Genomic DNA, 24,558 nt, shown 5'->3' with positions numbered 1-24,558 from the left:
TTTTTATTCTAAAATTAAATGTTATTTGTTTTGCTACCTTTTCCAAAAGTATTTTCCCAATCTTCTATAAACTTATCAACACTCCAATCTGTCAATGGATGATTCATCATGGATTTACAAATATCATATGGCACTGTAACACTGTGTACTCCACACTTCATTAATTCTATAACCTGTTGTGCATTTTTAAAACTAGCAGCAAGTACCTTTGTATCCATATTATAAGTATCTATTATTTTTATAAGCTCTGAAACCACAGATACACCATCCCCAGATATATTATCAAGTCTGTTTACATAAGGTGCAACATAATTTGCTCCAGCTTTTGCAGCTAAAAATCCCTGATGAGCAGTAAATATTGCAGTGGCAGTTATTTTTATTCCTTTTTTATGAAGGTCTTTTATAGCTCTTAAACCATCTTGTGTTACAGGTATTTTCACATATATGTTTTCTCTCAAACTACTTATATATAATGCTTCATCTAATATATCTTCATACTTTGTACTTAATACTTGAGCATGTATAGGCATATCTTCACCTATAATTTCACCAATCTCACTTATAAGTTGCTTAAAATTCTTTTTTTCCTTTGAAATAATACTTGGATTTGTTGTTACACCATCAACTGGTAAATAAGTACTTAGCTCTTTAATTTCCTCTATGTTACCTGTATCTAAGATTAGTTGCATTAAAATATCCCCCTTTAAACTTTATTTTTTTATTTTATTTATTCTTATTATATATTGGTTTGGTATTATTTTCAACTTTTTTATTATTGTTTTTTATGTTTTTTTATTGTTTGATTTTGTTGTATATTTTTATAATTTCTTTATTTATTAAGTTTTAAATAAACTATTAAGAATAATATACTTTTTATATTAAATTAATGTTGTATTCCATATTAAAATAGTTGATATTTTATCTTTTATCTTATAATATTTACTATAATACTATATTCAGGAAAAGAGGTAAAAGATGTTTGCGGAAGAAAGGATTCAAGCTATATTAAATATCCTAAAAAAAGAAGGAAGAGTTACTGTAAAAGAACTCAGTTCAAAATTTAATGTTACTGAAGATTGTATAAGAAAAGATTTAAAAAATATAGAAAAAATTTCTTCAATACGAAGAATTTATGGTGGAGCTGTACTAGTCAGAGAAACCCTTGAAAACCAAGATACAAAAGATAGAAAAGAAATTAATATACCAACAAAAAAAATAATAGCAGAAAAAGCATTTAATCTAATTTCAGATAGAGAAACTATATTTTTAGATATATCTACAATCAATATATTGTTGGCTAAACTGTTAGCTGAAAGCAATAAGAAAGTAACATTGGTCACAAATATGCTAGATATACTAAATGTAGTTACTTCAAAGCCCAATAATTTAAATGTAATTTCTACTGGTGGTTTATTAAATCTTAGCTTAGATGGATTTGTTGGTACTCCGACAATAGACTTTATATCAAGATATAAATTTGATAAAACTTTTATGGGCAGTTGTGGTATAGATGTATTTAATTCTTCTCTTACAACATTTGAAATTGAAGATGGACTTACAAAAAAAGCTATAATAAATTCAAGTAAAAAAGTATTTATAGTTATGGAAGATAAAAAATTTAAATTTGATGGAAACTTTAAATTTGCTCATTTAGAAGACATTAGTTCTATAATTACAGAAAAATCACCTACTCCTGACATAGTAAATACTTTATCAGAATTTAATGTGAATGTTTTATAAACTTAATGATATATTTTTCAAATAGATTAAAGAGATAAACCATTATTTTGTAAATATCCTTAAAATCCTTAATTCTATATGATTACAGCAATAATCAAATTTAATATTTAAAATTTTAAAATTGATATGATTTAAATACAACATACTTGAAATAGACTTTCTAAATATAATACAGTTATTTTTAGAAAGTCTATTTCTTCTGTAAAACCTTTTATAGTATTTCTTATCTAAGAACTATTATTGACAATAGTACCTAAATCTATAGACAAAACTTTATTTCATTTCATCTTTCATTTGCTTTTCTAAATCTTTTGCAAATTTCTTTTGCTCATATCTTTCCATCATTTCATCTTTCTTCATTTCTAGGTTTACCATAGCACCTTGAGCGTCATCTTTTAAGTCTTCAGCAGTATTTTTCATTACATAAGCTGTCTTTTTAGCACCTTCTTTTAAATCTTCTTTCATGTTTTTCATATCTCTTTTAAGTCTATCCATCAAAACTACCTCCTCTGTAAATATAATACTTCCTACAGTTATTTTTCCCAAAATGTATATATTTATTTGCTCTATCAAGTATAATTTTTAAGTTATTAAATGTAATTTAAGACTATCTGAATATATAACTTTTAATAAAGATTACCTATTTTTCGTTTTAAAATAAAAATAACATCAAGCATATATACTCTATGCTCGATGTTATTTCTTAAATTCATTGCATTTACTTAAATTCATTGCATTTAATTGTTGGGAATTACTATAATGATGATTTAATTGGAGGATATTAGGTTATATCATCATTATAGCTTGGTGTTATTTTATGGTTTAAAATTTTTTATTTCTATTTACATAATACATTTTTAGTATGAATTTTTTATGATTTTACAATGAACTATTATTGAAACTTCTACTTTTTAATGTAGAAAATACTATATATGTAAAGATATTGTATTGCACATCAGCATTTAATTTACAAAATTATCCAATATAAACTGATAGAAGAATAATCTTCTGTTGGCTTATTTTTAAATTATTACCATCCCTTTTTTCTTGCTGTTTTTTTCTTTTTAGTAATCGTTAATACACTAGTTTCTTTCTTTTTGCCAGCAAGGATAATTCCAGAAATCAATAAAATGAACAGCAGTACAATTAAAGCAGGAAAAATACGATAAGTATATCCATACTCCGCACTACAATTAGAATCCATTAAAATCATACTTGCTTTAATCGGATAATAATTTAATAATGTTCCTTCAAAAGTTCCAAAATATCCATATACAAAAGCAAGTGCAACACCACCCAAAAAGTTATTTACTGAACAACAGAAAAGTAAGATAATGGGTAAAACAGCAATGTATACAAAAATGTTTGCTCCGATAATATGAATAAACATATTAATGATATTGCCAAAACCTACTCCTGGAAATCCAGCAATTATATTGATTACTAACGCTATAACACATCCTATAAAACTGAAATAAATTGTTAAGAGTAGTAGTACAAGTAATTTGCTGGAAAGTAGTTGTTTGTAAGGAATAGGAATTGTTAATAGGTTTTTTATGGTATCGTCTGTATATTCCCGTGTTATGATATATCCAGCAATCAATGTAATAATAATCGGGAAGAAAAGGGTACAATTACTAGTCATAACCTGTTGCATGAAATATTCAAATGTCCATGATTGTCCACCACTAGCTGTTGAATAAAATAATGACAGTAGTGGAGAAAGTGTTGTCATAATAATTCCAGCCTTTATTACAGAATATCGTTTTAATTTCAAAAATTCAACTTTTACTATATTTTCCATATATATTACCTCGTCCATTTTTTGTAGAATCGAACTATCAGCCATAAGAAGATAGTAACAGTAATCACCATGAGTAAAACTGTATGGCTAGTGGTTGGTACAATATCGTATGCTTCTGGTAAAAGATTATCTTTTTGCAGATTATTCATCATGGAACCGCTCGCCCAGTTCATAACACATATAACTGGAAAGAAATTTAAAAAAGTGATTTTAGAAGCACTTATGGAGGTTCCCACAGTCCCCAATATTCCCCAGTTGAAAATAGAATAGAAAAATGCAAGCAAGATGGACAATAAAAATGTTTTGTTAAAATAAATAATCAGAAAAACAATTGGTAAAGAAGCCGCTACAATAAGCACAGCAAAAACTAAACTCATCATTAACTTATAGGACATACCATAAACCATTCCTGCATGAAACAAACTGGAAAACAATGCAACTGATAAGGTATTTATTAGGCAAAAAGCAATTCCAAAAATAAATAACATATAGATTTTTGCCATGATAAGTTGCGTATTTGCAATAGGTATTGTCCTGATATTTTTTGAAGTATTACAGTCTCTTTCTATAAAGAAAAGAATAGCTGCAATAATACCAATTAAACAAGGCAGTAAAAAAACCAATCCATAACCTAACATCATTGTATAGACATAATCAAATCTTGTTTGAAGATAATGTTCTGTCATATCTGTGTTTGTTCTGGATTTTGCCATATATGTTAAAATTAAGGGAAAGAATAATGATAATGACAAAAGTGCGTATAATAACTTTTTGCGTTTTAACTTCCAAAATTCACATTTTATAAGTTTAAGCAATTACCTCACCTCTGGTTACTCGTTTGAAGTAGTCTTCAAGGGTCTCTTCGCAAGTATGTGCTTCAAAAACCTCTAATCCATTCTCTACAAACGAAGTTACAATTTTTCCAACAGATAAATCAAGATTATGCAGTCTTAAATTGTGGTCATCTTGAATTGTAAAGTGCTGCCCATGGAATATGTGTTCCAAAACTCTTCCTGCCTGTGCTGTATCAGAAATCGTAAAATGAATATATTTGTTGCTTTTCTGTTCCAGTTCAGATAGACTTTCTTCTTCCAATAATACTCCATGGTCGATAATTCCTATATCATCAGCCAGCAGAGCTATTTCTGATAAAATATGACTGGAGATTAAAATGGTCTTTCCTCTTTTTTTACATAGGTCATGGATAAATGAGCGTATTTCTGCAATTCCAATAGGGTCAAGACCGTTAATTGGTTCATCCAAAATCAATAATTCTGGCTCGTGCATAATAGCAAGGGCAATCGCTAGTCTTTGTTTCATTCCCAGAAAATATTGAGAAAACAGCTTTTTGTCTTTATAGGGAAGACCTACTAAATCCAAAGCATTTTTGATAGAGTTCCGGTTTTGAATTCCACGTAAAGTAGCAAAAATACACAGATTTTCCGTAGCAGTCAGGTTCGGATAAAAACCAGGCGATTCAATCAGACTTCCTATGTGTGGCAGCAATTTTTTTTCATTGTCTTTTAAGCATTTTCCAAAAATCTTCACTTCACCAGAAGTAGGCTGTGTTAATCCAAGCAACATTTTCATTGTGGTAGTTTTTCCTGCTCCGTTTCTACCAAGCAGACCGTAAATTCTCCCTTTCTGTACATGGATGTTCAGGTCAGCAACACTTTTTTGTGAACCATACTGTTTTGTAAGATTTTTCGTTTCAATTATGTATTTGTTCATATACATTCCCCCTATTCTGATTCCCATTATAACACTCTAATCTTACATTAATCTTGCTAGAACCTTGCATTAACCTTGCAATTTATCCAAAAAATCCCTCTCAAATTTCTTCTTCAGCAGGGAATAACTCATATTCAGTTCCAGTCTGCCTGTATAAATGCTCAATGAGATAACCAAAATCTACCTTATCCAGCGCTAGATTTTGCCCATCCTCTAAGTAAGATGCCTTGTATCTTCGGTATCTAAAAATGACTGTAACACGGCTCTAAAACCCATTTAATCAAAAGCCATCAATGAAGCCCATTCAATGATGTTCTTTACTTCCTGCTGACTTTTCAAGGATAAGCAAAATCCAATAGAAAAAGGACGCAGATTTCAAAAATGCGTCCTTTTTCTATCATAATATTCAGTTTTATATAATCACACTGTCTGCCTGCTGTCTGCAAAGCCTTGATTTTGCTAATTTTCTACTACCATCCTTATCAAAACTCGTAAATACAGGCTATGCTGACATTTTCCAACTTATGAAAAGATACTCTATATATGTTTTAAAGCTAATTTTTAAATTCAACCGTAAATACTACAGAGTTTTCCTTATTTTTTATACTGTATTCAAACCCATGAGTTTTAAAAATTTGACTGACTATATAAAGACCAAGACCACTTCCTCCAGTTTTTCTTGAACGAGATTTTTCTATTCTATAAAATGGATTAAATATCTCTTCTAAGTAACGTTTCTCTATAGTTACACCAGTATTTTCAATTTCTAAAATAACTCTTTGATTAGAAGTTTTTTTGTTTATTCGATTGTTTTTATCATAAAGTCTAATTATAAGGTCTGAGCCTTCAGGAGAATATTTTATAGCATTATTTATTATATTATTAATTGCTTTAGTTATTCTCTCTTGGTCTGCCTTAATTTCTAGGTTTTCTTCTATTTTTAGAATAGTTTTCATATGTTTTTCTTCTATTAAAAATACTTGTCTTTTTACCAGTCTATTTAAAAGTTCACTTATATTTATTGATACTAATTTTAAATCTTTTTCTAGTATTTCTGATTTTGAAACCTCTATCATCTCATTTACTAAATCTTTTAGCTCTTGTGTACATTCATATGATTTTTTCAAGTAAGTATCCCTATCTTTATACTTACCTACACTATAAATCATTCCTTCAATTTGACCACTTATTATGGTTATTGGAGTTTTTAATTCATGTGATATCGTTGCAACAAAATCCTTTCTTCTATATTCCTGTTCTCTTTCACTCTCTATTATATTTATAAGAGGCTTTGTTATTACGATTGAATATATATATGCTCCAATAATTGCTATTAATATCGCTATTGATATAATGTATGGCATTAACTTTCTTATGACTTCATTTGCTTCGTCAATTGGCTGTAATGGCATAACAAGTTCTAAACTATATGGCCCGTCTTTTGAGTCTTTTGTATATATAGGTATAGATGTTCTATACTCATCTTCAATACTATTAATCATATACTTACTATATCTTAAAATAACTACTTCATTTTTACCATATACAATTTTTCCTTGGTTGTCTTTTAGTAAAATAGCAAGGTTTTGGTCTTTAGCCATATAATAGAGTCTTTCTTCTAAAGTATATGTATCAAAGTGAATTGAACTATCTACTAGAGATTTTAAGCTTTCTTGAAGAGACTCAATTTTATACTCATGATAATATGATGGCAATAAAAAATATAAAATTAGGTATATTATTAAAGCTAATGCTATTAATAATGATGTTGTTATGGAAAATAATTTATACTTTATACTTAATTTTTCCCACTTATCAAATATCCTTCTCAAGTGTATATCCTATTCCTTTTACAGTTTTAATATATGGTAATGATATTTTTTTTCTTATATTTTTTATATGTGCATCAACAATTCTAGTATCTCCATAATAATCATAACCCCATATACTATCTAAAAGACCTTCCCTAGTTATAACCTGTGGATATTTTTCTATCAAAGCTTTCAATATATTAAATTCTTTTAATGTAAGTTCTATAGGCTCTCCATCTATTTCAGCAATATATGTGTTTAAATCTAACTTTAATTTTTCAAAAACTATAAACTTATCATTTATCGTTTTGTTGCTTCTTCTCAAGATAGCTTCTACTCTTTTAATGAGAAGATTAAATGAAAATGGTTTTGTTATATAATCATCGCATTCTAAGTCAAATCCCTTAAGTTGATCTCCTTCATCGTTTAAAGCAGTCAAAAATATAATTGGAACACTTGATGATTTTCTTATCATTTTACAAACTCCATAACCATCTAAGTTTGGCATCATTATATCCAATATTACCAAGTCATAACTTCCTTGCTTAAATTTTTGTATACCTTCTAATCCATCATTTGCTGACTCAACCTGATAGCCTTCTGCACTTAAAAACTCTGATATTAATTCTTGTATGTTTGAATCGTCTTCGATTACAAGTATTGACGAGTTCATCCTATCAATCCTTTCTATTTTAAAATTTCTTATATTACTTATATTTTATCTCATTGTTGTGAATTTTACATGAAAAAAGAACTATCTTAATTTGTAAATTAATCCTTTTAATTAAAGATAGCTCTTTTAAATACATTTTTACTTAATTTATTATTCTAATTTTTTTTATATGCTTTGAAATTTTTAAGTCTAAGCGCATTTGAAACTACCGAAACTGAACTTAAACTCATGGCTGCTGCTGCAATCATTGGATTTAAAAGAGGTCCTCCAAATATATACAATAATCCTGCTGCTACAGGTATACCAATTGTATTATATCCAAATGCCCAAAATAAGTTTTGCTTTATGTTTTTTATAGTTTCATTACTAAGTTTAATCGCAGTTGGAACATCCATTAAATCACTCTTCATAAGCACTATATCTGCAGACTCAATTGCTACATCTGTTCCACTTCCTATTGCTATTCCTATATCAGCTTTTGCAAGAGCTGGTGCATCATTTATTCCATCTCCTACCATTGCAACAAACTTACCTTGATTTTGTAATTTTTCAACTTCTTTTGATTTATCTTCTGGTAAAACCTCTGCTAATACCATATCTATACCTACTTGACTTGCTATAGCATTTGCAGTCTTAACATTATCTCCAGTTACCATTGCAACTTTTATTCCCATATCATGAAGAATATCTATTGCTTTTTTACTACTTTCTTTAACCACATCTGCAACTGCAATTATTCCTGATAAATTTCCATCTACAGCAATATACATAGGTGTCTTACCTTGACTTGCTAGTATATTAGATTTTTCCTCTAAATCTTTAAGGTTAATATTATTGTCGTTCATAAGCTTTCTATTTCCAAGTAATATATTTTCATTATTTATAGTAACTTGTATACCAGCACCTGGTATAGCTTTAAAGTTATCAACTTTTTCAATCTGTATATTTTTCTCTTCTCCATATCTAACTATTGCTTCTCCTAGAGGATGTTCTGAACCTTTCTCTGCACTTGAAGCAATCTTAATTAGGTATTCTTCTTTCACATTATTTAATACAATATCTGTTACTTTTGGTTTTCCTTCTGTTATTGTACCTGTTTTATCAAATATTACTGTATTTACTTTGTGAGCAGATTCTAGTGCTTCCCCACCTTTTATCAGTATTCCATTTTCTGCACCTTTTCCAGTTCCAACCATTATAGCAGTTGGTGTAGCCAATCCTAATGCACAAGGGCAAGCAATTACAAGTATTGATATGAATATAGTAAGTACAAATACTATATCTTTTCCACCCACTAAAAACCACAATAATGATGATACTATAGCTATTGCAATTACTATTGGTACAAAATATCCAGAAACAGTATCAGCAAGTTTAGCAATGGGTGCTTTTGTACCCTGTGCATCTTCAACTAATTTTATTATTTGAGCAAGAGCTGTATCTCCACCAATTTTTTCAGCTTTAAATTTAATAACACCATTTTTATTTATACTAGCTCCTGTAACTTTACTTCCAATATTTTTTTCTACTGGTATACTTTCACCTGTAAGCATAGATTCATCAACTGATGTATATCCCTCTATTACAACTCCATCTACTGGTATTTTAGTCCCTGGTTTTACTAGTATTATATCTCCTATTCCAACTTCTTCTATAGGAGTCTCTATTTCTTTACCATCAACTATTACTATTGCAGTTTTAGGTTGTAGCCCCATAAGTTTTTTAATTGCTTCTGATGTTTTTCCTTTTGATTTTGATTCTAAATATTTACCAAGTAATATAAGTGCTATTATTATTCCTGCACTTTCATAATACAACTGATGATGGTGCATACCCTGAATTTGTCCATTTGCTATTTGTACTGTTGTATATAGACTATATAAAAATGCTGCCAATGTACCAATTGCAACCAAAGAATCCATATTAGGACTTAAAGAAAAAAGTGCTTTAAACCCATTTATATAAAATTTATATCCAGCTATCATAACTGGAATTACTAAAATCAATTGAACTAATGCATAATTTAAAGTATTTGTCATAGGATTTAGAATTTCTGGTAAAGGCCATGGTCCTATAGGTTTTATTATCATAGGACCCATTGCTATATAAAACAAAGGTACTGCAAATACTATTGCAACTATGAATTTAATAAATAAAGTATTCATTTCTTTTTCTTTTCTTAATTTATCTTCATCTACATCAACTTTATTTTTTACTTCTTCTATTGGTTTATAACCAGCTTTTTCTATAGCTGCTTTTATCTGAGATAATTTTACTTTTGATGGATTATAGTCTATATTAGCTTTATCAGTTGCAATATTTACACTAATACTTTCTACTCCATCCAATTTTTTTACTACTCTCTCTACAGCTTTTGCACAGGCTGCACATGTCATTCCATCAATTTTCATATCAATTTTTTTATTACTTTCTTCCTTTATAATTCCATATCCAGCTTTTTCTACAACCTGCTTTATGTCATCAAAGCTAACTTTAGAATTGTCATATTCTATCTTAAGTTTTTCAGTAGCTATGTTTACGCTTTGGTCATATACTCCATCTAATTTCTTAGTTACTCTTTCTACTGCCTTTGCACAAGCTGCACATGTCATACCTGTTATTTTATAATTTTCTACTATTTTATTTGAACTCATAATAAACTCTTCCTCTCTTTCAATATATTTTCAATTAATTTGTATATTTTATTTTGATATGTAATATTGATAAATTCTTTATTTGGAAATCTATAGTATATATTATACCCCCTATAGGTATATTTAATCAATATTTTTTTAATAAATAAATTTAATTTAGTTATATTTATTTGTATTTAATAAAAAAGTATACTCATAATTAAATATGTACATAAAAAGAGAGCAAATAAATTGCTAAATACTTACTCAATTTATATGCTCTCTTTTATATAATTTATTTTCTACTGTAGTTTTTTCTTACATGTATAGTTTATTTCTTACATGCTTCAAAAAATTCTTCCTCTGTTTCTCTTATTTCAAGCTCATTATCTATTATTCCTACAGCTTCTTTTTTAAATGCTCTACATTGACCTATACAACCAGTCTTCACATTTTCTTCTCCAACTAAAGTTTTTAGCTTATTTACATCCACATTTGAACAGTTTGGGCATACTCTTATCATATTTAAGTTCCTCCTAATTAATGTCTAATTAATACAGTTATACCCAAATATAAGCTTTGTAATTTTTTTTTTACAATAAATTATTTCCATGCATTCCATTTTATAGTAATTTTATTATTACATGTATGGGGGTATTTGCTGTTTTCTTACTATCTCCAACTCTTTAACTTCTATAAACTTAACTACATTTACTTTGTAGTTTTCTTTAGATTTTATATATAAAACATCTTCTTCTATTTTTTTACCCTCAATAAACTTTTTAGAACATCTTAAAAGTTCTTCAAAATTATCTACTTCCTCTTTTATGAAAATATCACTTTCACTTGTAAAATATTTAATGATTATTTTAGTTACTTCCAATATATATCATCCTCTACTTTTAAATTAGTATGTTCATTTATAAATTTATTATTTGTCTAAAAATTTTTTTTAAACAAAATAAATTTATATATTTGAAATCAACATTTTTACCTAATTTAAATTATATTAATGCATTTTAATCTATTTTTCCTTGTACCTAATAATATATTGTGATATAATTAATAAGTTATTTTAATCGAAGGGAGCAACAAAAATGTCACAAAAACATAAAATTATAAATATCGCAGTTATTGCCCACGTTGATGCAGGAAAATCAACACTAGTTGATGCTTTCCTTTCTCAAAGTGGTGTTTTTAGAGAAAATGAAGTAGTTAAAGACTGCGTTATGGACAGTAACGACCTTGAGAAAGAAAGAGGCATAACTATATATTCAAAAAACTGTGCAATAAACTATCAAGACTATAAAATAAATATAGTTGATACACCAGGACATAGCGACTTTTCTTCTGAAGTTGAACGTGTTATGAAAACTGTTGACACAGTTATTTTACTAGTTGATGCAAGCGAAGGCCCAATGCCTCAAACTAGATTTGTTTTACAAAAATCTTTAGAGTTCGGTTTAAAACCAATACTATTTATCAATAAAATTGATAAAAAAGACCAAAGAGCGGAAGAAGTAGTTAATGAAGTTTTCGATTTATTTGTAGACTTAAATGCAACAGACGAACAATGTGAGTTCCCTATAATATATGGAATAGCTAAACAAGGGATAGCTAAACTTGAAATGGATGATGACAGTGAAGACCTATCTCCACTATTTAAAACTATTGTAAATCATGTTGAAGCTTATCCTGATTACGACAATGAATCTCTACAATTCCAAATATCAGCTCTTGCATATGATGATTATGTAGGTAGACTTGGTATAGGTAGAATCTATAAAGGAACACTTAAAAGCAATGAACAAGTTGCTATTTGTAGAGAAGGTTCTGTTGTATCTAGAGGAAAAGTATCAAGACTTTCTGTATATGAAGGTTTAAAACAAGTTGAAGTGAATGAAGCTACTAGTGGAGAAATAGTTGTTATATCTGGTATTCCTGATATATCTATAGGAGAAACTCTATGTGATTTAGATAATCCACTTCCTATGGAAATGATAAAAATAGAAGAGCCTACTCTTTCTATGAACTTCTTAGTAAATGATTCTCCATTTGTTGGAAAAAGTGGTAAATTCGTTACAACTAGACATTTAAAAGACAGACTTGAAAAAGAACTTGAAGTAAATGTAGGACTTAAAGTTGAACCTCTTGATACTACTGATGGATATAAAGTTTCTGGACGTGGAGAACTTCATTTATCTATACTTCTTGAAAATATGAGACGTGAAGGTTATGAAGTTGGTGTTTCTAAGCCTGAAGTTTTAATGCATAAAGAAGATGGAAAATTGATGGAACCAGTAGAAAGAGTTATTGTAAACTGTCCAGAAGTTTATTCAGGTACTATTATAAATGAATTGAACATGAGAAAAGGTATGATGGAGTCTATGTCAATAGAAGGAGACTATGTAAAAATAGAATTCTTAGCTCCTACTCGTGGTCTTTTAGGATATAGAAGTGAGTTTATAAATGCTACTCGTGGAGAAGGTACTCTAGTTCGTTCATTTGAAAAATTTGAAGAATTTAAGGGTGAAATACCTTCAAGAGGAAATGGTGTCTTAATAGCACAAGGGCCTGGTGTTACTATGGGATATTCTCTTAATGCTTTAAGTGATAGAGCTACGATGTTTGTAGACCCTGGTGTAGAAGTTTATGAAGGCATGATAATTGGTATGAATTCTAGAAAAGATGACATGGTAGTTAATCCTTGTAAAAACAAGAAAATGAGTAACGTACGTGCTTCTGGTTCAGATGATGCTATAAAATTATCACCTCCTAGAATATTCACTCTTGAGGAAGCATTAGAATTTATAGAAGATGATGAATTAGTTGAAATCACACCAGATTCTATAAGACTTAGAAAAAGATTATTAAATGAACATGATAGATTAAGATATAATAAGTCTAGACAAGGTAAATAAATTCTAATATCTATTTACTAAATAGCCATATAATACTTAAAGATATATTTTCTTTATAGTGTTATATGGCTATTTTTATTTAAGAGTTATATTTATTCAACATTTATATAATTAGCTGCTTGAACAGCTGCGATAGCACCATCTGAAGCTGCTGTTATTATTTGACGTAAAAACTTCGTTCTATTATCTCCTGCTACATATACACCTTCAACTGATGTTGTGCAAGACTCATCTGAAACTATATACCCACCTTCATCTAACTCAAGTACATTTTCAAACATTTTATTGTTAGGTTTAAGTCCTATAGCAATGAAAATACCACTTACATCTATAGTTCTTTTCTCCTCAGTTTTTAAGTCTTTTACTTCTATTCTTGATACTGTCTTTTCACCTTCTATTTTTTCTACACCATGACTATAAAGTATCTCAATATTTTTTCTTGCCTTTACTGACTTTTCTAATACTTCTTCACCTCTAAAATCATCTCTTCTGTGAATTAAGTACACTTTTGTACAATTATTAGCTAAAAATAAAGCATCTTCTAATGCAGTATTTCCTCCACCAACTATTGCAACTTCTTTATTCTTAAAAAAGGCTCCATCACATGTTGCACAATAAGATACTCCTCTACCTGTAAACTCTTTTTCTCCAACACATCCTAATTTACGTCTTTCGACTCCATTTGCAAGGATAACAGCCTTTGCTTTATGTTCTCCTGATGCTGTTTTAACAATTTTTACTTTACCTTCTAAACTTATCCTTTCTACTTCATCAAACTGAATATCAACACCCTGATCGACTGCTTGATTATATATGTTAGTAGAAAACTCTATACCAGAAATTTTTTGAACTGCTGGATAATTTTCTACCTCAGATGTACTTGCAACTTGACCTCCATAAATACTTTTTTCAAAGACTGTTACACTTAAACCAGCTCTCATAGCATAAATTGCTGAAGTTAAACCTGCTGGTCCAGCACCAATTACAATAATATCTACCATGACAATTTACCTCTCTTTATATTATTATTTCTTATATATTATTCTCATTATTCTTATACTTTACTATTATTATCCATATATACTATAAACAAAACATTATTTTTGTTAGTTTATAGAAAGGATTAATTTAAAAACTGATAGCTATAAATAAAGTATTATTTTTTACATTTTAACTTTATTTATTTATATGTTAACTTTATTTAATAAATATATAAAAAAACTGTAAATAAAAAGTAATTTTTACTTACAGTTCTACTTATTTATATAATTTAAAACCTTATTGGTTATCATTTACAGTGTCTTCTAATATATTGCTTTCTGATATATATGATAGAATTGAAAGTCCATACATAACCAAAACTAATGCTGCTGTTATAAGTACTATTCCCATATTTAATACCTCCTTTTGTTTACAGTATACTCTTATTATGTGAAATACTTGTGAATTTAATTTGAACATATTTGTAATTTTACAATAGTATTTTTTTCAAATTAAGAATTATATACTTTTATTAATTCAAGTACAATTAATCGTTTAAATATTAACGCTATTTATCTATATTTATATGATATACCATATAATTACATTTTTCAAATTAAAGTTTTGTAAACTTTTTTTGTAATATGGTGTAGCATAAAATTTTAATATTACAGATATGTAACTCTTATCTTCTAATTAATTTTTATTAAAATCCACTTCATTTCTATGAAAATTCAAGTTTTTATAGATTTAAAAAGGTTAAAAAAATATTCTGTATATAAGTCAATTTGATTACAGTTTTTTTACATTTCAAAAAATATTTTTTCCAAATTTTTATATTAATACTTGACTTTGTCTGTTTTATATTCTAGAATAATTAATAATATTAAGAATATTGAAAGGCTTTGATTAGGAAGAGTAAATCTGAATCGGTTACCAGAGAAGGAAACTATTAGCTGAAAAGTTTCTTTAACTAGAAAGATTGAAAACTACCTATGAGCTTCTATCTGAAGTTATCTTATGATTTTAGTAAGAATAGACGTTTTACTACTTACGTTAAAGTATCAAGTGGATTTTTTAAAATCAATTTGGGTGGAACCGCGGGAAACAGATTCTCGTCCCTTTTTTAGGGATGAGGGTCTTTTTTTATTACCTAAATTCAGTTTTTAAAATATTCTGTATCTAGTTTAATTAGCTAATTAAAAATTTAAAATATATGGAGGATTATAGAAATGTATTATTCAAGTACAAGAGGCACCAAAGAAAAAGTAACTGCATCACAAGCAATAATAAAAGGAATTTCAAACGATGGTGGTCTTTATGTTCCAAGTGAATTTCCAAATGTAAAAAATGAACTTATAGATTTAGTAAATTTAACGTATTCCCAAATAGCATTTTTTGTCCTTAGTAAATTTTTATGCGATTTTACTGAATCTGAGATTAAAGATTGTATAACAAATGCATATGACGAAAAATTTGATTGCACTAGTATAGCTCCATTAAATAAAGTAAATGATGCTTATTTCTTAGAATTATATCATGGTCCAACTTTAGCATTTAAGGATATGGCACTTACTATAATGCCTCACCTTCTTAAAACATCTATTAAAAAAGATAATTTAGAAAAAGATGTTGTAATTCTTACTGCTACATCTGGAGATACAGGAAAAGCAGCACTTGAAGGTTTTAAAGATATAGACAAGATAAAAATAATTGTATTCTTTCCAGAAGATGGTGTAAGTGCAGTGCAAAAACTTCAGATGAAGACTCAAACTGGAAAAAATACATATGTAGTTGGTATAAAAGGAAATTTTGACGATGCACAATCTGGTGTAAAGAAAATTTTCTCTAATAAGGAATTTAATGAAAAACTATTAGATAGTAATTATATCTTATCTTCTGCTAATTCAATTAACATAGGAAGACTTCTTCCTCAAGTTGCATACTATTTTTATTCATATATGAAATTGGTAGATAGTGATGAAATAAAGTTAAATGACAAAATAAATTTTGTAGTCCCAACTGGTAACTTTGGTAATATTTTAGCTGGATATTATGCTAAACAAATGGGACTTCCAATAAATAAATTGATATGTGCATCAAATGACAACAATGTACTTTATGACTTCTTTAAAACTGGTATATATGATAAAAATAGAGCATTGAAATTGACTTCTTCACCTTCTATGGATATATTAATTTCAAGTAATTTAGAAAGATTATTATTTGAAATATCAAATAGAAATACTGAAACTGTAAGCAGACTTCTATCTAATCTTAGTGAAGATGGAGTTTATAAAATAAATGAAGATATGAAAAAGAATCTGGCTTCATTCTATGGTGAATATTCTAATGAGGAAGAAGTTAAAAACACGATAAATAATATTTTTAAAAATTACAATTATTTAATCGATACTCATACTGCTGTTGCATATAATTGTTATGAAAAATACAAAAAAGAAACTTCTGATGATACAAAAACTGTTGTTGTAAGTACTGCAAGCCCATTTAAGTTTTCTGAAGATGTTTTAAAATCTATAGACTCCAATTTGGGAAATCTTGATGATTTTGCCATAATAGATAGATTATCAAATATTGCTAAGGTAGATATACCAAAACCTATTAGAAATCTTCAAAATGCAGAAATACTACATAAAGATATTTATGAAAAGGATGAATTAAAAATAGCTATAGAAAAATTCTTAAAGGTATAGGTGATTATTATGTTAGAAATTATAGTTCCTGCAACAAGTGCAAATATAGGTCCAGGATTTGATTGTCTTGGAATTGCTTTAAATATATATAATAAATTTTATGTTGAAGAAATTGAAAGTGGTCTTGAAATAGAAGGTTGCGAAGATGCCTACAAAAATGAAAATAATTTAGTTTATACATCTATGAAATACTTCTTTGATAGAGTTAAGCCAGCTAAAATACCTACTGGTATCAAAATAAAAATCCAAAGTGATGTCCCTATATGTAGAGGTCTTGGTAGTAGTGCCTCTTGTATAGTTGCTGGCGTTATAGCTGCAAATGCTCTATCAAATGCTAATTTAGATAAATGCCAGTTGTTAAATATAGCTTCAGAAATAGAGGGACATCCAGATAATGTTGCTCCTGCTATTTTAGGTAATATGGTTGTTTCTGTTACTGATAATGACAATATACACTACGATATTATAGAAATCCCTAATGAACTCAAATTTTGTGCAATGATACCTAATTTCAAACTGTCAACTGAAAAAGCTAGAGGTGTTTTACCAAAAGAAATACCATATTCTGATGGAGTGTTTAATGTTAGTAGAGTCGCTTTACTTGTGTCTGCACTGTTAAACAAAAACTTTGAGCTTCTTAAAGTAGCTTGTCAAGATAAATTGCATCAAGATTATAGGGGTACTTTAATTGAAAACTACAGTGATATTGTTAAAAAATCTGAACAATTAAATAGTATTGGCGTATTCTTAAGTGGAGCTGGGCCTACTATAATGGCTTTAATAAAAGAAAATGATGATAATTTCGTGTATAATATGAGAGATCATCTATCAAACTTAAAATCTAATTGGGAAATAAAAGAGTTGTGTTGTGATTCTAAAGGAGCAGTTTTAAATATTCTATAATTATTGTCTCACATATAAAATATAACTACTCTTTTATTATAATTTGTAGTATAATAATTAGGACTAGGTAATAATATTAAGTATTATAATCTAGTTCTTTAAACATGTTTACATTGAGGAGGGATTATCATAAAAGAGTTAATAATTGGAGATTTAGTTGCAAAAGTTCCTATAATTCAAGGTGGAATGGGCGTTGGTATATCTAGATCATCACTTGCTGGTGCTGTTGCTAAGCTTGGTGGTGTTGGTGTAGTTTCTGGAGTTCAAATTGGTTATGATGAGGAAGATTTTGAGACTAACACTATAAATGCAAATTTAAGAGCTATAAAAAAACATATTTCCAGAGCAAAAGAAATTTCAAATGGTGGCATTATTGGCATTAATTTCATGGTCGCTATGAAAGAATATGAAACATATGTAAAAGAAGCTGTTAAAGCTGGTGTAGACCTTATAATATCAGGGGCTGGACTTCCTAATAAACTACCATCTTTAGTAAAAGGAAGTAATGTAAAAATAGCACCTATAGTTTCTACTGCAAAAGCTGCTAGTGTAATCTTAAAAATGTGGGATAGAAAAGAGAAAACTACTGCTGACTTAATAGTTGTTGAAGGTCCAAAAGCTGGTGGTCATCTTGGATACTCTAATGAGGAGCTTGATAACATAGATTCTATAGACTATGATAAAGAATTTGTTGAGATATTAAAAGTTGCAAATAATTATGGAGAAAAATTTGGCAAGAACATTCCAGTTGTTGCTGCTGGTGGCATAACTTCTAGTAGTGATGTAAAAAAATATATTGATATGGGAGCAAGTGGTGTACAAGTTGGTACGAGATTTGTTGCTACTTATGAGTGTGATGCACATGAAAACTTTAAAATGGCGTATATAAATGCTACAGAAGAAGATGTACACATAGTTAAAAGCCCTGTAGGTCTTCCTGGACGTGCTATAAGAAATAAATTTATAGAAGATGTTAAAACTAATCGTCCAGAGATAAAAAAATGTTACAACTGTTTGATTCCTTGCAATCCAAAAGAAACACCATACTGTATTTCTCAAGCATTAATTAATGCTGTTAAAGGAGATGTGGAAAATTCACTTTTATTCTGTGGCAATAATGCGTATAAAATTGATAAGTTAAGTTCTGTTGAAGATGTTATCAATGAATTAATTTCTGAATTATAATTTGAAAATTTACAAATTAAATTTTTATTAAGCTAAGGATGTTTAAATATGTTACTAATCAATCTATATTAACATATTTATATCCTTAGCTTATTTATATTCTCATCTTTATTTTTATTAAGATACTATATAAATATAATTTACACCATTATTAATAGTATATTTCAAAATTTCACTTGCTCTTACTTAATTTATTTTCCAATCAATTGTAGAAAATTTCATGTATAAAAACTCAATCACTTATATATCATAATTAAATTTTCTTTGCTTCCTATAATACTGCTTACTGATATAACCCTATCATTGCATATTATTTAATCTTCTTTTACAAGTACATTTGTTATCTCAGCTACATATAGAGTGTGATAATCTTTTTGTGGATACCATCTTCCATCTATCTCTTCATCAATAAAACATTGTGGGTCAATTTTTTGGCAGTGCATTTTTTTACATATAATAGCCAACTTTGCCTCTTTTAAATAAGGTGTACCATTTAAATGTTCTACATTAAATCCTGTTTTAGATATTTTATCCTCTTCTCTGCCAGATACTTTACCACAATAAGAAAGTTCTTCACGAAAATCTTCATCAAAAAAAGTAAGAGAAAATGAATCTGTATTATCTATAAATTCTTTAGTATAACGTTGTGGTCTTATTACTACAAAAGCAACATTTTTTCCCCACATAACTCCAAGTCCACCCCAACTAGCAGTCATTGTATTTACTTTACCTTCTTTTTCAGCTGTTATCAATGTCCAGTCTTTACCTATCAACTTAAATGGATTACTTTTAATTTCTTCTGACATAATCTCTTTAAATTCACTCATACCTCTAATAACCTCTCATTCTATTATATTGATAATACTTTTATTTTCATCATAAATTATTACTAGAATTTACTTTGAAAAACAAAGTATTTTTTATTAAACATATTATAAAGGAGTAAGGATATAGATACCTATTCATTTTCTAATATATTTAATATTTTCACTCAGAGTATATATATACTTTATCTAAGTTAAATATGACTGTTATGTTTTACATGTAAATTATAACAAAAATATCATTTGACTAAATCAAAACTTGATTTATATACCTGGAAAAGGTATTATATTAAAGAGTGCTTAAAATACTTCTTTTGTATATAGGCATGTATAAAATAATAAATAAGGAGAGTGATGAGCAATGGATACTAGTCCGTTGCGGAGAGAATTTTTTACAATTTCATCACTTAATAATATCTAACTTTAAAACTAATACAGATATTCAGTTATATAAATTAGTTAATTAATAGATACTATTAAATGATGAGATTTATATAAAACTGAATAAAGGATGTGTTGCCATGATAAGATATTACAAAACTATAGATTCAAAATTAGAGAAACTTAGTTTTTTTGAAGATGGCTGTTGGATAAATCTTGTTGAACCTAATCATAGTGAAATCAACGAAATTTCTAATTTATTAAATATAGATGTAGAAAGCATAGAATCTGCACTAGATGAAGAAGAGCGCTCAAGAATAGATGTTGAAGACAATCATACTCTTATACTTATAGATATACCAGTAGACGAAAGTGACTCTAATTCTTCTCATTATACTACAATACCCTTAGGTATTATAATAACTCAAGAAGCTATTATAACAGTTTGTAATGCACAAACTAAGATTTTAAATGACTTTATAGTTGGTCATATTAAAGATTTTTTTACATTTAAAAAAACTCGCTTCTTGCTTCAAATTCTTCATAAAAATGCAGCTTATTACTTGCATTACTTAAGAAAAATAAATAAAATGACAATCATAATAGAGCGAGAAATTTACAAATCTATGAAAAATAAAGAACTAGTACAACTATTGGAATTAGAAAAGTCTTTGGTATACTTCTCTACCTCTTTAAAGTCCAATGAATTGGTCTTAAACAAGATGGTTAGAACTGCTGGTATAAAGAAATATCCAGATGATGAAGACCTCTTAGAAGATGTTATAGTCGAAAATAGACAGGCTCTTGATATGGCTAAAATCTATGGAGATATATTGAGTAGAATTATGGATGCTTTCAGTGCAATTATAAGTAATAATCAAAATAATGTTATGCAATTTTTAACAGTAGTTACACTAATTTTCTCAATACCTACAATAATATCAGGATTCTTTGGTATGAATGTTATCAATATGCCATTTTCTGATAACCCAAATGGATTTTGGATAATTATGCTCATTACTTCTATAATATGCATAATAATTACATTTTTTATGTCAAGAAACAAGCTATTATAAAATATTAATAAGAAAAAGCCATTAGAGTTAATTAATTTACATTTACTCCAATGGCTTTTATTTATTTTAAAAATACTTTTTTTATCAGGTTTTTTAATTATCATATTCTTCATCTATACTCATTTCAGTTTCAAGACCTTCCAACATTGAGTCTAAACTTTCTTTTATGTTCAATATATAAATTGGAACATACTCTTCTTCATCAAGTATTTCTTCCTGTAATTTAAATGGTGGAATTAATATTTCATCAAAGTTTATATTTAGTTTAGGGAAATCTTCTACTATTTCTCCACAGTTATCATATTCTTCATCTGCTAGAGAAATATACATATCTAAACTTTTTTTGTAGTAAAGTCCTGCAAGCATGTATTCACACTTCTTACTCCCAAATTTAATACCTTCTTTATAATATTTTTCAGCTTCTGCATCATCATTTAATTTTAAATAAATTTGCCCTAAATTATATATTGATTCAACACAACCTTGTGCTCTAGCCTTCTCATACCAGTATTTGGAATTAACATAATCTTTGTAAAACATATCATAAATAAGTCCTACCATGTGTTGAGCATATATATTATTTTCATTAGCAGGTGTGTCAAGCATCATTTTAGATTCTTCTAGTTTTCCTTCTCTAAAATAAATTCTACCTAAATGTATACGCGCATTCATATGATTTTTACTACTTGCCATCTCAAAATACTTTCTAGCATTTTTTGTATTTCCTAAATTCTCATATATACATCCCAATCTATAGCTAGATTTGGTATCTCCATTTTCAGATGCTTTTTTATACCAACTTATAGCTTCTTCTATGTTATTTAAATCTTCATATATATTCCCTAATTTTATTTGACACGATACATTATTTGGAATTCTAGAATAATATGAAACTGCTTTTTCTATATCTTGATTTTGATAATATAAGTCTCCAAGATTCTCAAGAGAACTTTTACATCCAACAGCTATAGCATCTTCATAGTACTTTATAGCATTTTCATAATCTTTTTCTTCAAAATATATACCTGCTAGATTGTTTTTAGCTTCTGTTATATCATCTTCTGCTGCCATTTTATAATAAGTCTTTGCTTTTTCTATCTCATTCTCTCTATTATATAAATTTGCAAGTCTATATTTAGAAAGTGTGTGATTTTTTTCTATTGCTTTTTCATAATAATAAATTGCGTCTCCTAATTCTTCTTTTCTATCATATACATATGCAAGTCTATACTCAGATTTTACATCTTCTCTATCTGCGCTCTTTTTATAATATCTCTCTGCTTCTTCCAAATTATCATTGATTTCCATAATCATACCCAAGTTAAAACAACCTTTCATATGACCAGACTTATACAATTGCTTATATAGACTTACTGTAGATTTATTGTCCTTCTTCTTTCCATTTAGTATTGCTAGATTATACTTCGCATCATCATCTAAAAGTACAGAACCTTTTTTATAATATTCATATGCCTCATCTTCTTTTTCTAAAAATGTATACAATACTCCTAGATTAAAACAAGCCTTACCTAGATTATTATCTGCTGCTTCTTTTAACCACTTTTCGCATCTTATAAAATCTTTCATTTTAAAATGGCATACACCTAAATTATTTTGTGCTTGTAAATATCCTATAGTAGCTATTTTCTCATACCAGTATATAGCATACTCATATCCATCTAATCTATAATACATATTACCCAAATCAAATGCAGCATCTTCACTTCCATTCTTATATGCCATTGAATACCATTTTTCTGCTTCTTTAAATTGCTTTTTATTTTCATATATATTTCCCAAAGTATATTGAGATTTTACATAATTATCTAATGCTGCACTTTTATATAATTCTATTGCACTTTCTGTCTTTCCCATTTTTTCAAAAAGAGCTCCCTTAGTATGTATAACTTTGGGGTCACTAGATATATTTTTTATTTTTCTTATAGAAAATTTTGTGTTTTTCATTATTCGCTACCTACCCATTTTATAAAATATATTCTCTCAAACATTATTATACATTATAAACCATAATTAATGCTATAATATTGAATTTTTACCTTTTGTCACTATATTGTAATATTGAATTTTAAATTTTATAATCATTAGATTTTATTATTGAGTTGGTATATAATGTATATATAGGGGGGACATTTTATGAATTTCAGCAATATTTTTGTTCAAGTTGCAGTTTTATTTATAATTATTTTAGTAGGATACTTTGTCAGAAAATTCAACTTATTAGATGAACACTGTACATCTAAACTTTCAAATTTGACAATGACTATTTTTTTACCATCTATGATAATTAGTTCTATGCAGATTAACTTTGATAATAAAATGATACAAAAAATACTACTATTATTATTTATATCCTTAGTTATGTATATAGTTTCTATTATAATTGCTTTTTTGTTAAAATACATTTTAAAATGTGAAGATACAAAAGACCTGGGGATATATCAGTATATAGTTGTTTTTTCAAATGTAGCTTTCATGGGTTATCCTGTAATTGAAGCAGTTCTAGGCCATGAAGCTATATTCTACACCGCTATTTTTAATCTACCATTTAACTTGTTTTCTTTTACTTTGGGAATTTACTTGTTATCTAAAGGTAGTACCACTAAAGGATTTTCAATGAAATCACTTATAAGCCCTGCTACAATAGCAGTAGTTATTGGTTTATTTTTATTTATAACAGGTCTTAGATTACCTCAGTTTATAAATGATCCACTTAAGATGTTAGGAGATATGACTACACCAATATCTATGATTATTATTGGTAGTTTGCTTGCTAATTCTTCAGCAATAGATTGTTTTGTAAATAAAAGATTATATCTAGTTACTATTGTAAGATTATTAGTACTTCCTGTGATTATATACTTTATTCTAAAAGGGTGGGTTAATGATAAAATGATTTTAGCTATACCAGTAGTAATTTCTTCTATGCCTGCTGCTGCAAATACTGCTATATTTGCTAATCAATATGATTCTAATGTAACACTAGCCTCACAATGTGTATTTTTTACGACATTATTTTCAGTTATATCAATACCTTTTATAAGTATTTTTTTACTATCTTGATTTATTCTTTTATGTATTATATAATAATAGACTCAATAAATTACAAATATAAACAATTTATTATAGTGTATTGATGGAATTTTTTCCTAGATATTTGTCA

General features: G+C 27.9%; 20 protein-coding genes and 1 other annotated feature. Of the genes, 7 read left to right on the top strand and 13 right to left on the bottom strand.

The window, feature by feature from the left end:
• Positions 1-14: 14 nt before the first annotated feature.
• Complete coding sequence (gene fsa / locus IC175_RS00735; protein ID WP_227434759.1) at positions 15-689, bottom strand: fructose-6-phosphate aldolase; 675 nt, start codon at positions 687-689, stop codon at positions 15-17.
• Between the two features lie 286 nt (positions 690-975).
• Between fsa and IC175_RS00730 the strand changes: the two genes are divergently transcribed.
• Positions 976-1,740: a DeoR/GlpR family DNA-binding transcription regulator gene (locus IC175_RS00730; RefSeq protein WP_227434760.1), complete on the top strand. Its 765-nt coding sequence runs from the start codon at positions 976-978 to the stop codon at positions 1,738-1,740.
• A 273-nt stretch (positions 1,741-2,013) separates the two neighbouring features.
• Here IC175_RS00730 and IC175_RS00725 read toward each other — a convergent pair whose 3' ends face one another.
• From IC175_RS00725 to IC175_RS00685, 9 genes are all read right to left on the bottom strand, one after another.
• A complete protein-coding gene (locus IC175_RS00725) occupies positions 2,014-2,235 on the bottom strand; it encodes a hypothetical protein (RefSeq protein ID WP_227434761.1) in 222 nt (73 codons plus the stop codon).
• Positions 2,236-2,770: 535 nt separating this feature from the next.
• A complete protein-coding gene (locus IC175_RS00720; protein WP_227850992.1) occupies positions 2,771-3,544 on the bottom strand; it encodes an ABC transporter permease in 774 nt (257 codons plus the stop codon).
• Between the two features lie 5 nt (positions 3,545-3,549).
• Positions 3,550-4,359, bottom strand: a complete 810-nt coding sequence (locus IC175_RS00715) for an ABC transporter permease (RefSeq protein WP_227823999.1) — start codon at positions 4,357-4,359, stop codon at positions 3,550-3,552.
• Complete coding sequence (locus IC175_RS00710; protein WP_227850991.1) at positions 4,352-5,275, bottom strand: ABC transporter ATP-binding protein; 924 nt, start codon at positions 5,273-5,275, stop codon at positions 4,352-4,354. The genes IC175_RS00715 and IC175_RS00710 overlap by 8 nt, the downstream gene beginning before the upstream one ends.
• Positions 5,276-5,829: 554 nt before the next feature.
• Positions 5,830-7,107: a sensor histidine kinase gene (locus IC175_RS00705; RefSeq protein WP_227434764.1), complete on the bottom strand. Its 1,278-nt coding sequence runs from the start codon at positions 7,105-7,107 to the stop codon at positions 5,830-5,832.
• Positions 7,091-7,759 carry a response regulator transcription factor gene (locus IC175_RS00700; protein WP_227434765.1) on the bottom strand — a complete coding sequence of 223 codons (669 nt, stop codon included), beginning with the start codon at positions 7,757-7,759 and terminating at the stop codon, positions 7,091-7,093. The genes IC175_RS00705 and IC175_RS00700 overlap by 17 nt, the downstream gene beginning before the upstream one ends.
• A gap of 155 nt (positions 7,760-7,914) precedes the next feature.
• Entirely contained in the window at positions 7,915-10,413 is a 2,499-nt protein-coding gene (locus IC175_RS00695; RefSeq protein ID WP_227845916.1) for a heavy metal translocating P-type ATPase, read from the bottom strand.
• Positions 10,414-10,723: 310 nt separating this feature from the next.
• The gene (locus tag IC175_RS00690) at positions 10,724-10,915 is read right to left on the bottom strand and encodes a DUF1450 domain-containing protein (RefSeq protein WP_227434767.1); all 192 of its coding nucleotides are present in this window, start codon (positions 10,913-10,915) and stop codon (positions 10,724-10,726) included.
• A gap of 117 nt (positions 10,916-11,032) precedes the next feature.
• Positions 11,033-11,275, bottom strand: coding sequence for a hypothetical protein (locus IC175_RS00685; RefSeq protein WP_227824003.1), 243 nt, complete (start codon positions 11,273-11,275; stop codon positions 11,033-11,035).
• A gap of 214 nt (positions 11,276-11,489) precedes the next feature.
• On the opposite strand from IC175_RS00685, the gene typA reads away from it, so the two are divergent.
• Positions 11,490-13,313, top strand: coding sequence for a translational GTPase TypA (gene typA / locus IC175_RS00680; protein WP_227434769.1), 1,824 nt, complete (start codon positions 11,490-11,492; stop codon positions 13,311-13,313).
• A gap of 92 nt (positions 13,314-13,405) precedes the next feature.
• Here the strand turns inward: typA and trxB are convergent, their stop codons facing one another.
• Positions 13,406-14,314 carry a thioredoxin-disulfide reductase gene (gene trxB, locus IC175_RS00675; protein ID WP_227482559.1) on the bottom strand — a complete coding sequence of 303 codons (909 nt, stop codon included), beginning with the start codon at positions 14,312-14,314 and terminating at the stop codon, positions 13,406-13,408.
• An 876-nt stretch (positions 14,315-15,190) separates the two neighbouring features.
• Positions 15,191-15,420, top strand: a binding site (T-box leader).
• A 106-nt stretch (positions 15,421-15,526) separates the two neighbouring features.
• Between trxB and thrC the strand changes: the two genes are divergently transcribed.
• From thrC to IC175_RS00660, 3 genes are all read left to right on the top strand, one after another.
• Positions 15,527-17,008, top strand: a complete 1,482-nt coding sequence (gene thrC, locus IC175_RS00670) for a threonine synthase (RefSeq protein WP_227850990.1) — start codon at positions 15,527-15,529, stop codon at positions 17,006-17,008.
• Between the two features lie 9 nt (positions 17,009-17,017).
• A complete protein-coding gene (gene thrB, locus IC175_RS00665; RefSeq protein WP_227482558.1) occupies positions 17,018-17,911 on the top strand; it encodes a homoserine kinase in 894 nt (297 codons plus the stop codon).
• Between the two features lie 126 nt (positions 17,912-18,037).
• The gene (locus IC175_RS00660; protein ID WP_255606541.1) at positions 18,038-19,096 is read left to right on the top strand and encodes an NAD(P)H-dependent flavin oxidoreductase; all 1,059 of its coding nucleotides are present in this window, start codon (positions 18,038-18,040) and stop codon (positions 19,094-19,096) included.
• 314 nt (positions 19,097-19,410) lie between these two features.
• Here IC175_RS00660 and IC175_RS00655 read toward each other — a convergent pair whose 3' ends face one another.
• On the bottom strand, positions 19,411-19,923 hold the full coding sequence (locus IC175_RS00655; RefSeq protein ID WP_227850989.1) for a flavin reductase family protein: 513 nt from the start codon (positions 19,921-19,923) through the stop codon (positions 19,411-19,413).
• A 518-nt stretch (positions 19,924-20,441) separates the two neighbouring features.
• Here IC175_RS00655 and IC175_RS00650 point away from each other — a divergent pair.
• On the top strand, positions 20,442-21,377 hold the full coding sequence (locus IC175_RS00650) for a magnesium transporter CorA family protein (RefSeq protein ID WP_227434774.1): 936 nt from the start codon (positions 20,442-20,444) through the stop codon (positions 21,375-21,377).
• Positions 21,378-21,470: 93 nt separating this feature from the next.
• Here the strand turns inward: IC175_RS00650 and IC175_RS00645 are convergent, their stop codons facing one another.
• Positions 21,471-23,342: a tetratricopeptide repeat protein gene (locus IC175_RS00645; RefSeq protein WP_227434775.1), complete on the bottom strand. Its 1,872-nt coding sequence runs from the start codon at positions 23,340-23,342 to the stop codon at positions 21,471-21,473.
• Positions 23,343-23,531: 189 nt separating this feature from the next.
• Here IC175_RS00645 and IC175_RS00640 point away from each other — a divergent pair, with 189 nt between their 5' ends.
• Positions 23,532-24,458: an AEC family transporter gene (locus IC175_RS00640; protein WP_227835461.1), complete on the top strand. Its 927-nt coding sequence runs from the start codon at positions 23,532-23,534 to the stop codon at positions 24,456-24,458.
• The last annotated feature ends 100 nt before the right edge of the window (positions 24,459-24,558 follow it).

This window comes from Clostridioides sp. ES-S-0123-01 (assembly GCF_020658415.1).
Lineage (GTDB): Bacteria > Bacillota > Clostridia > Peptostreptococcales > Peptostreptococcaceae > Clostridioides.
This window is presented reverse-complemented; position numbering and strand designations above follow the sequence as displayed.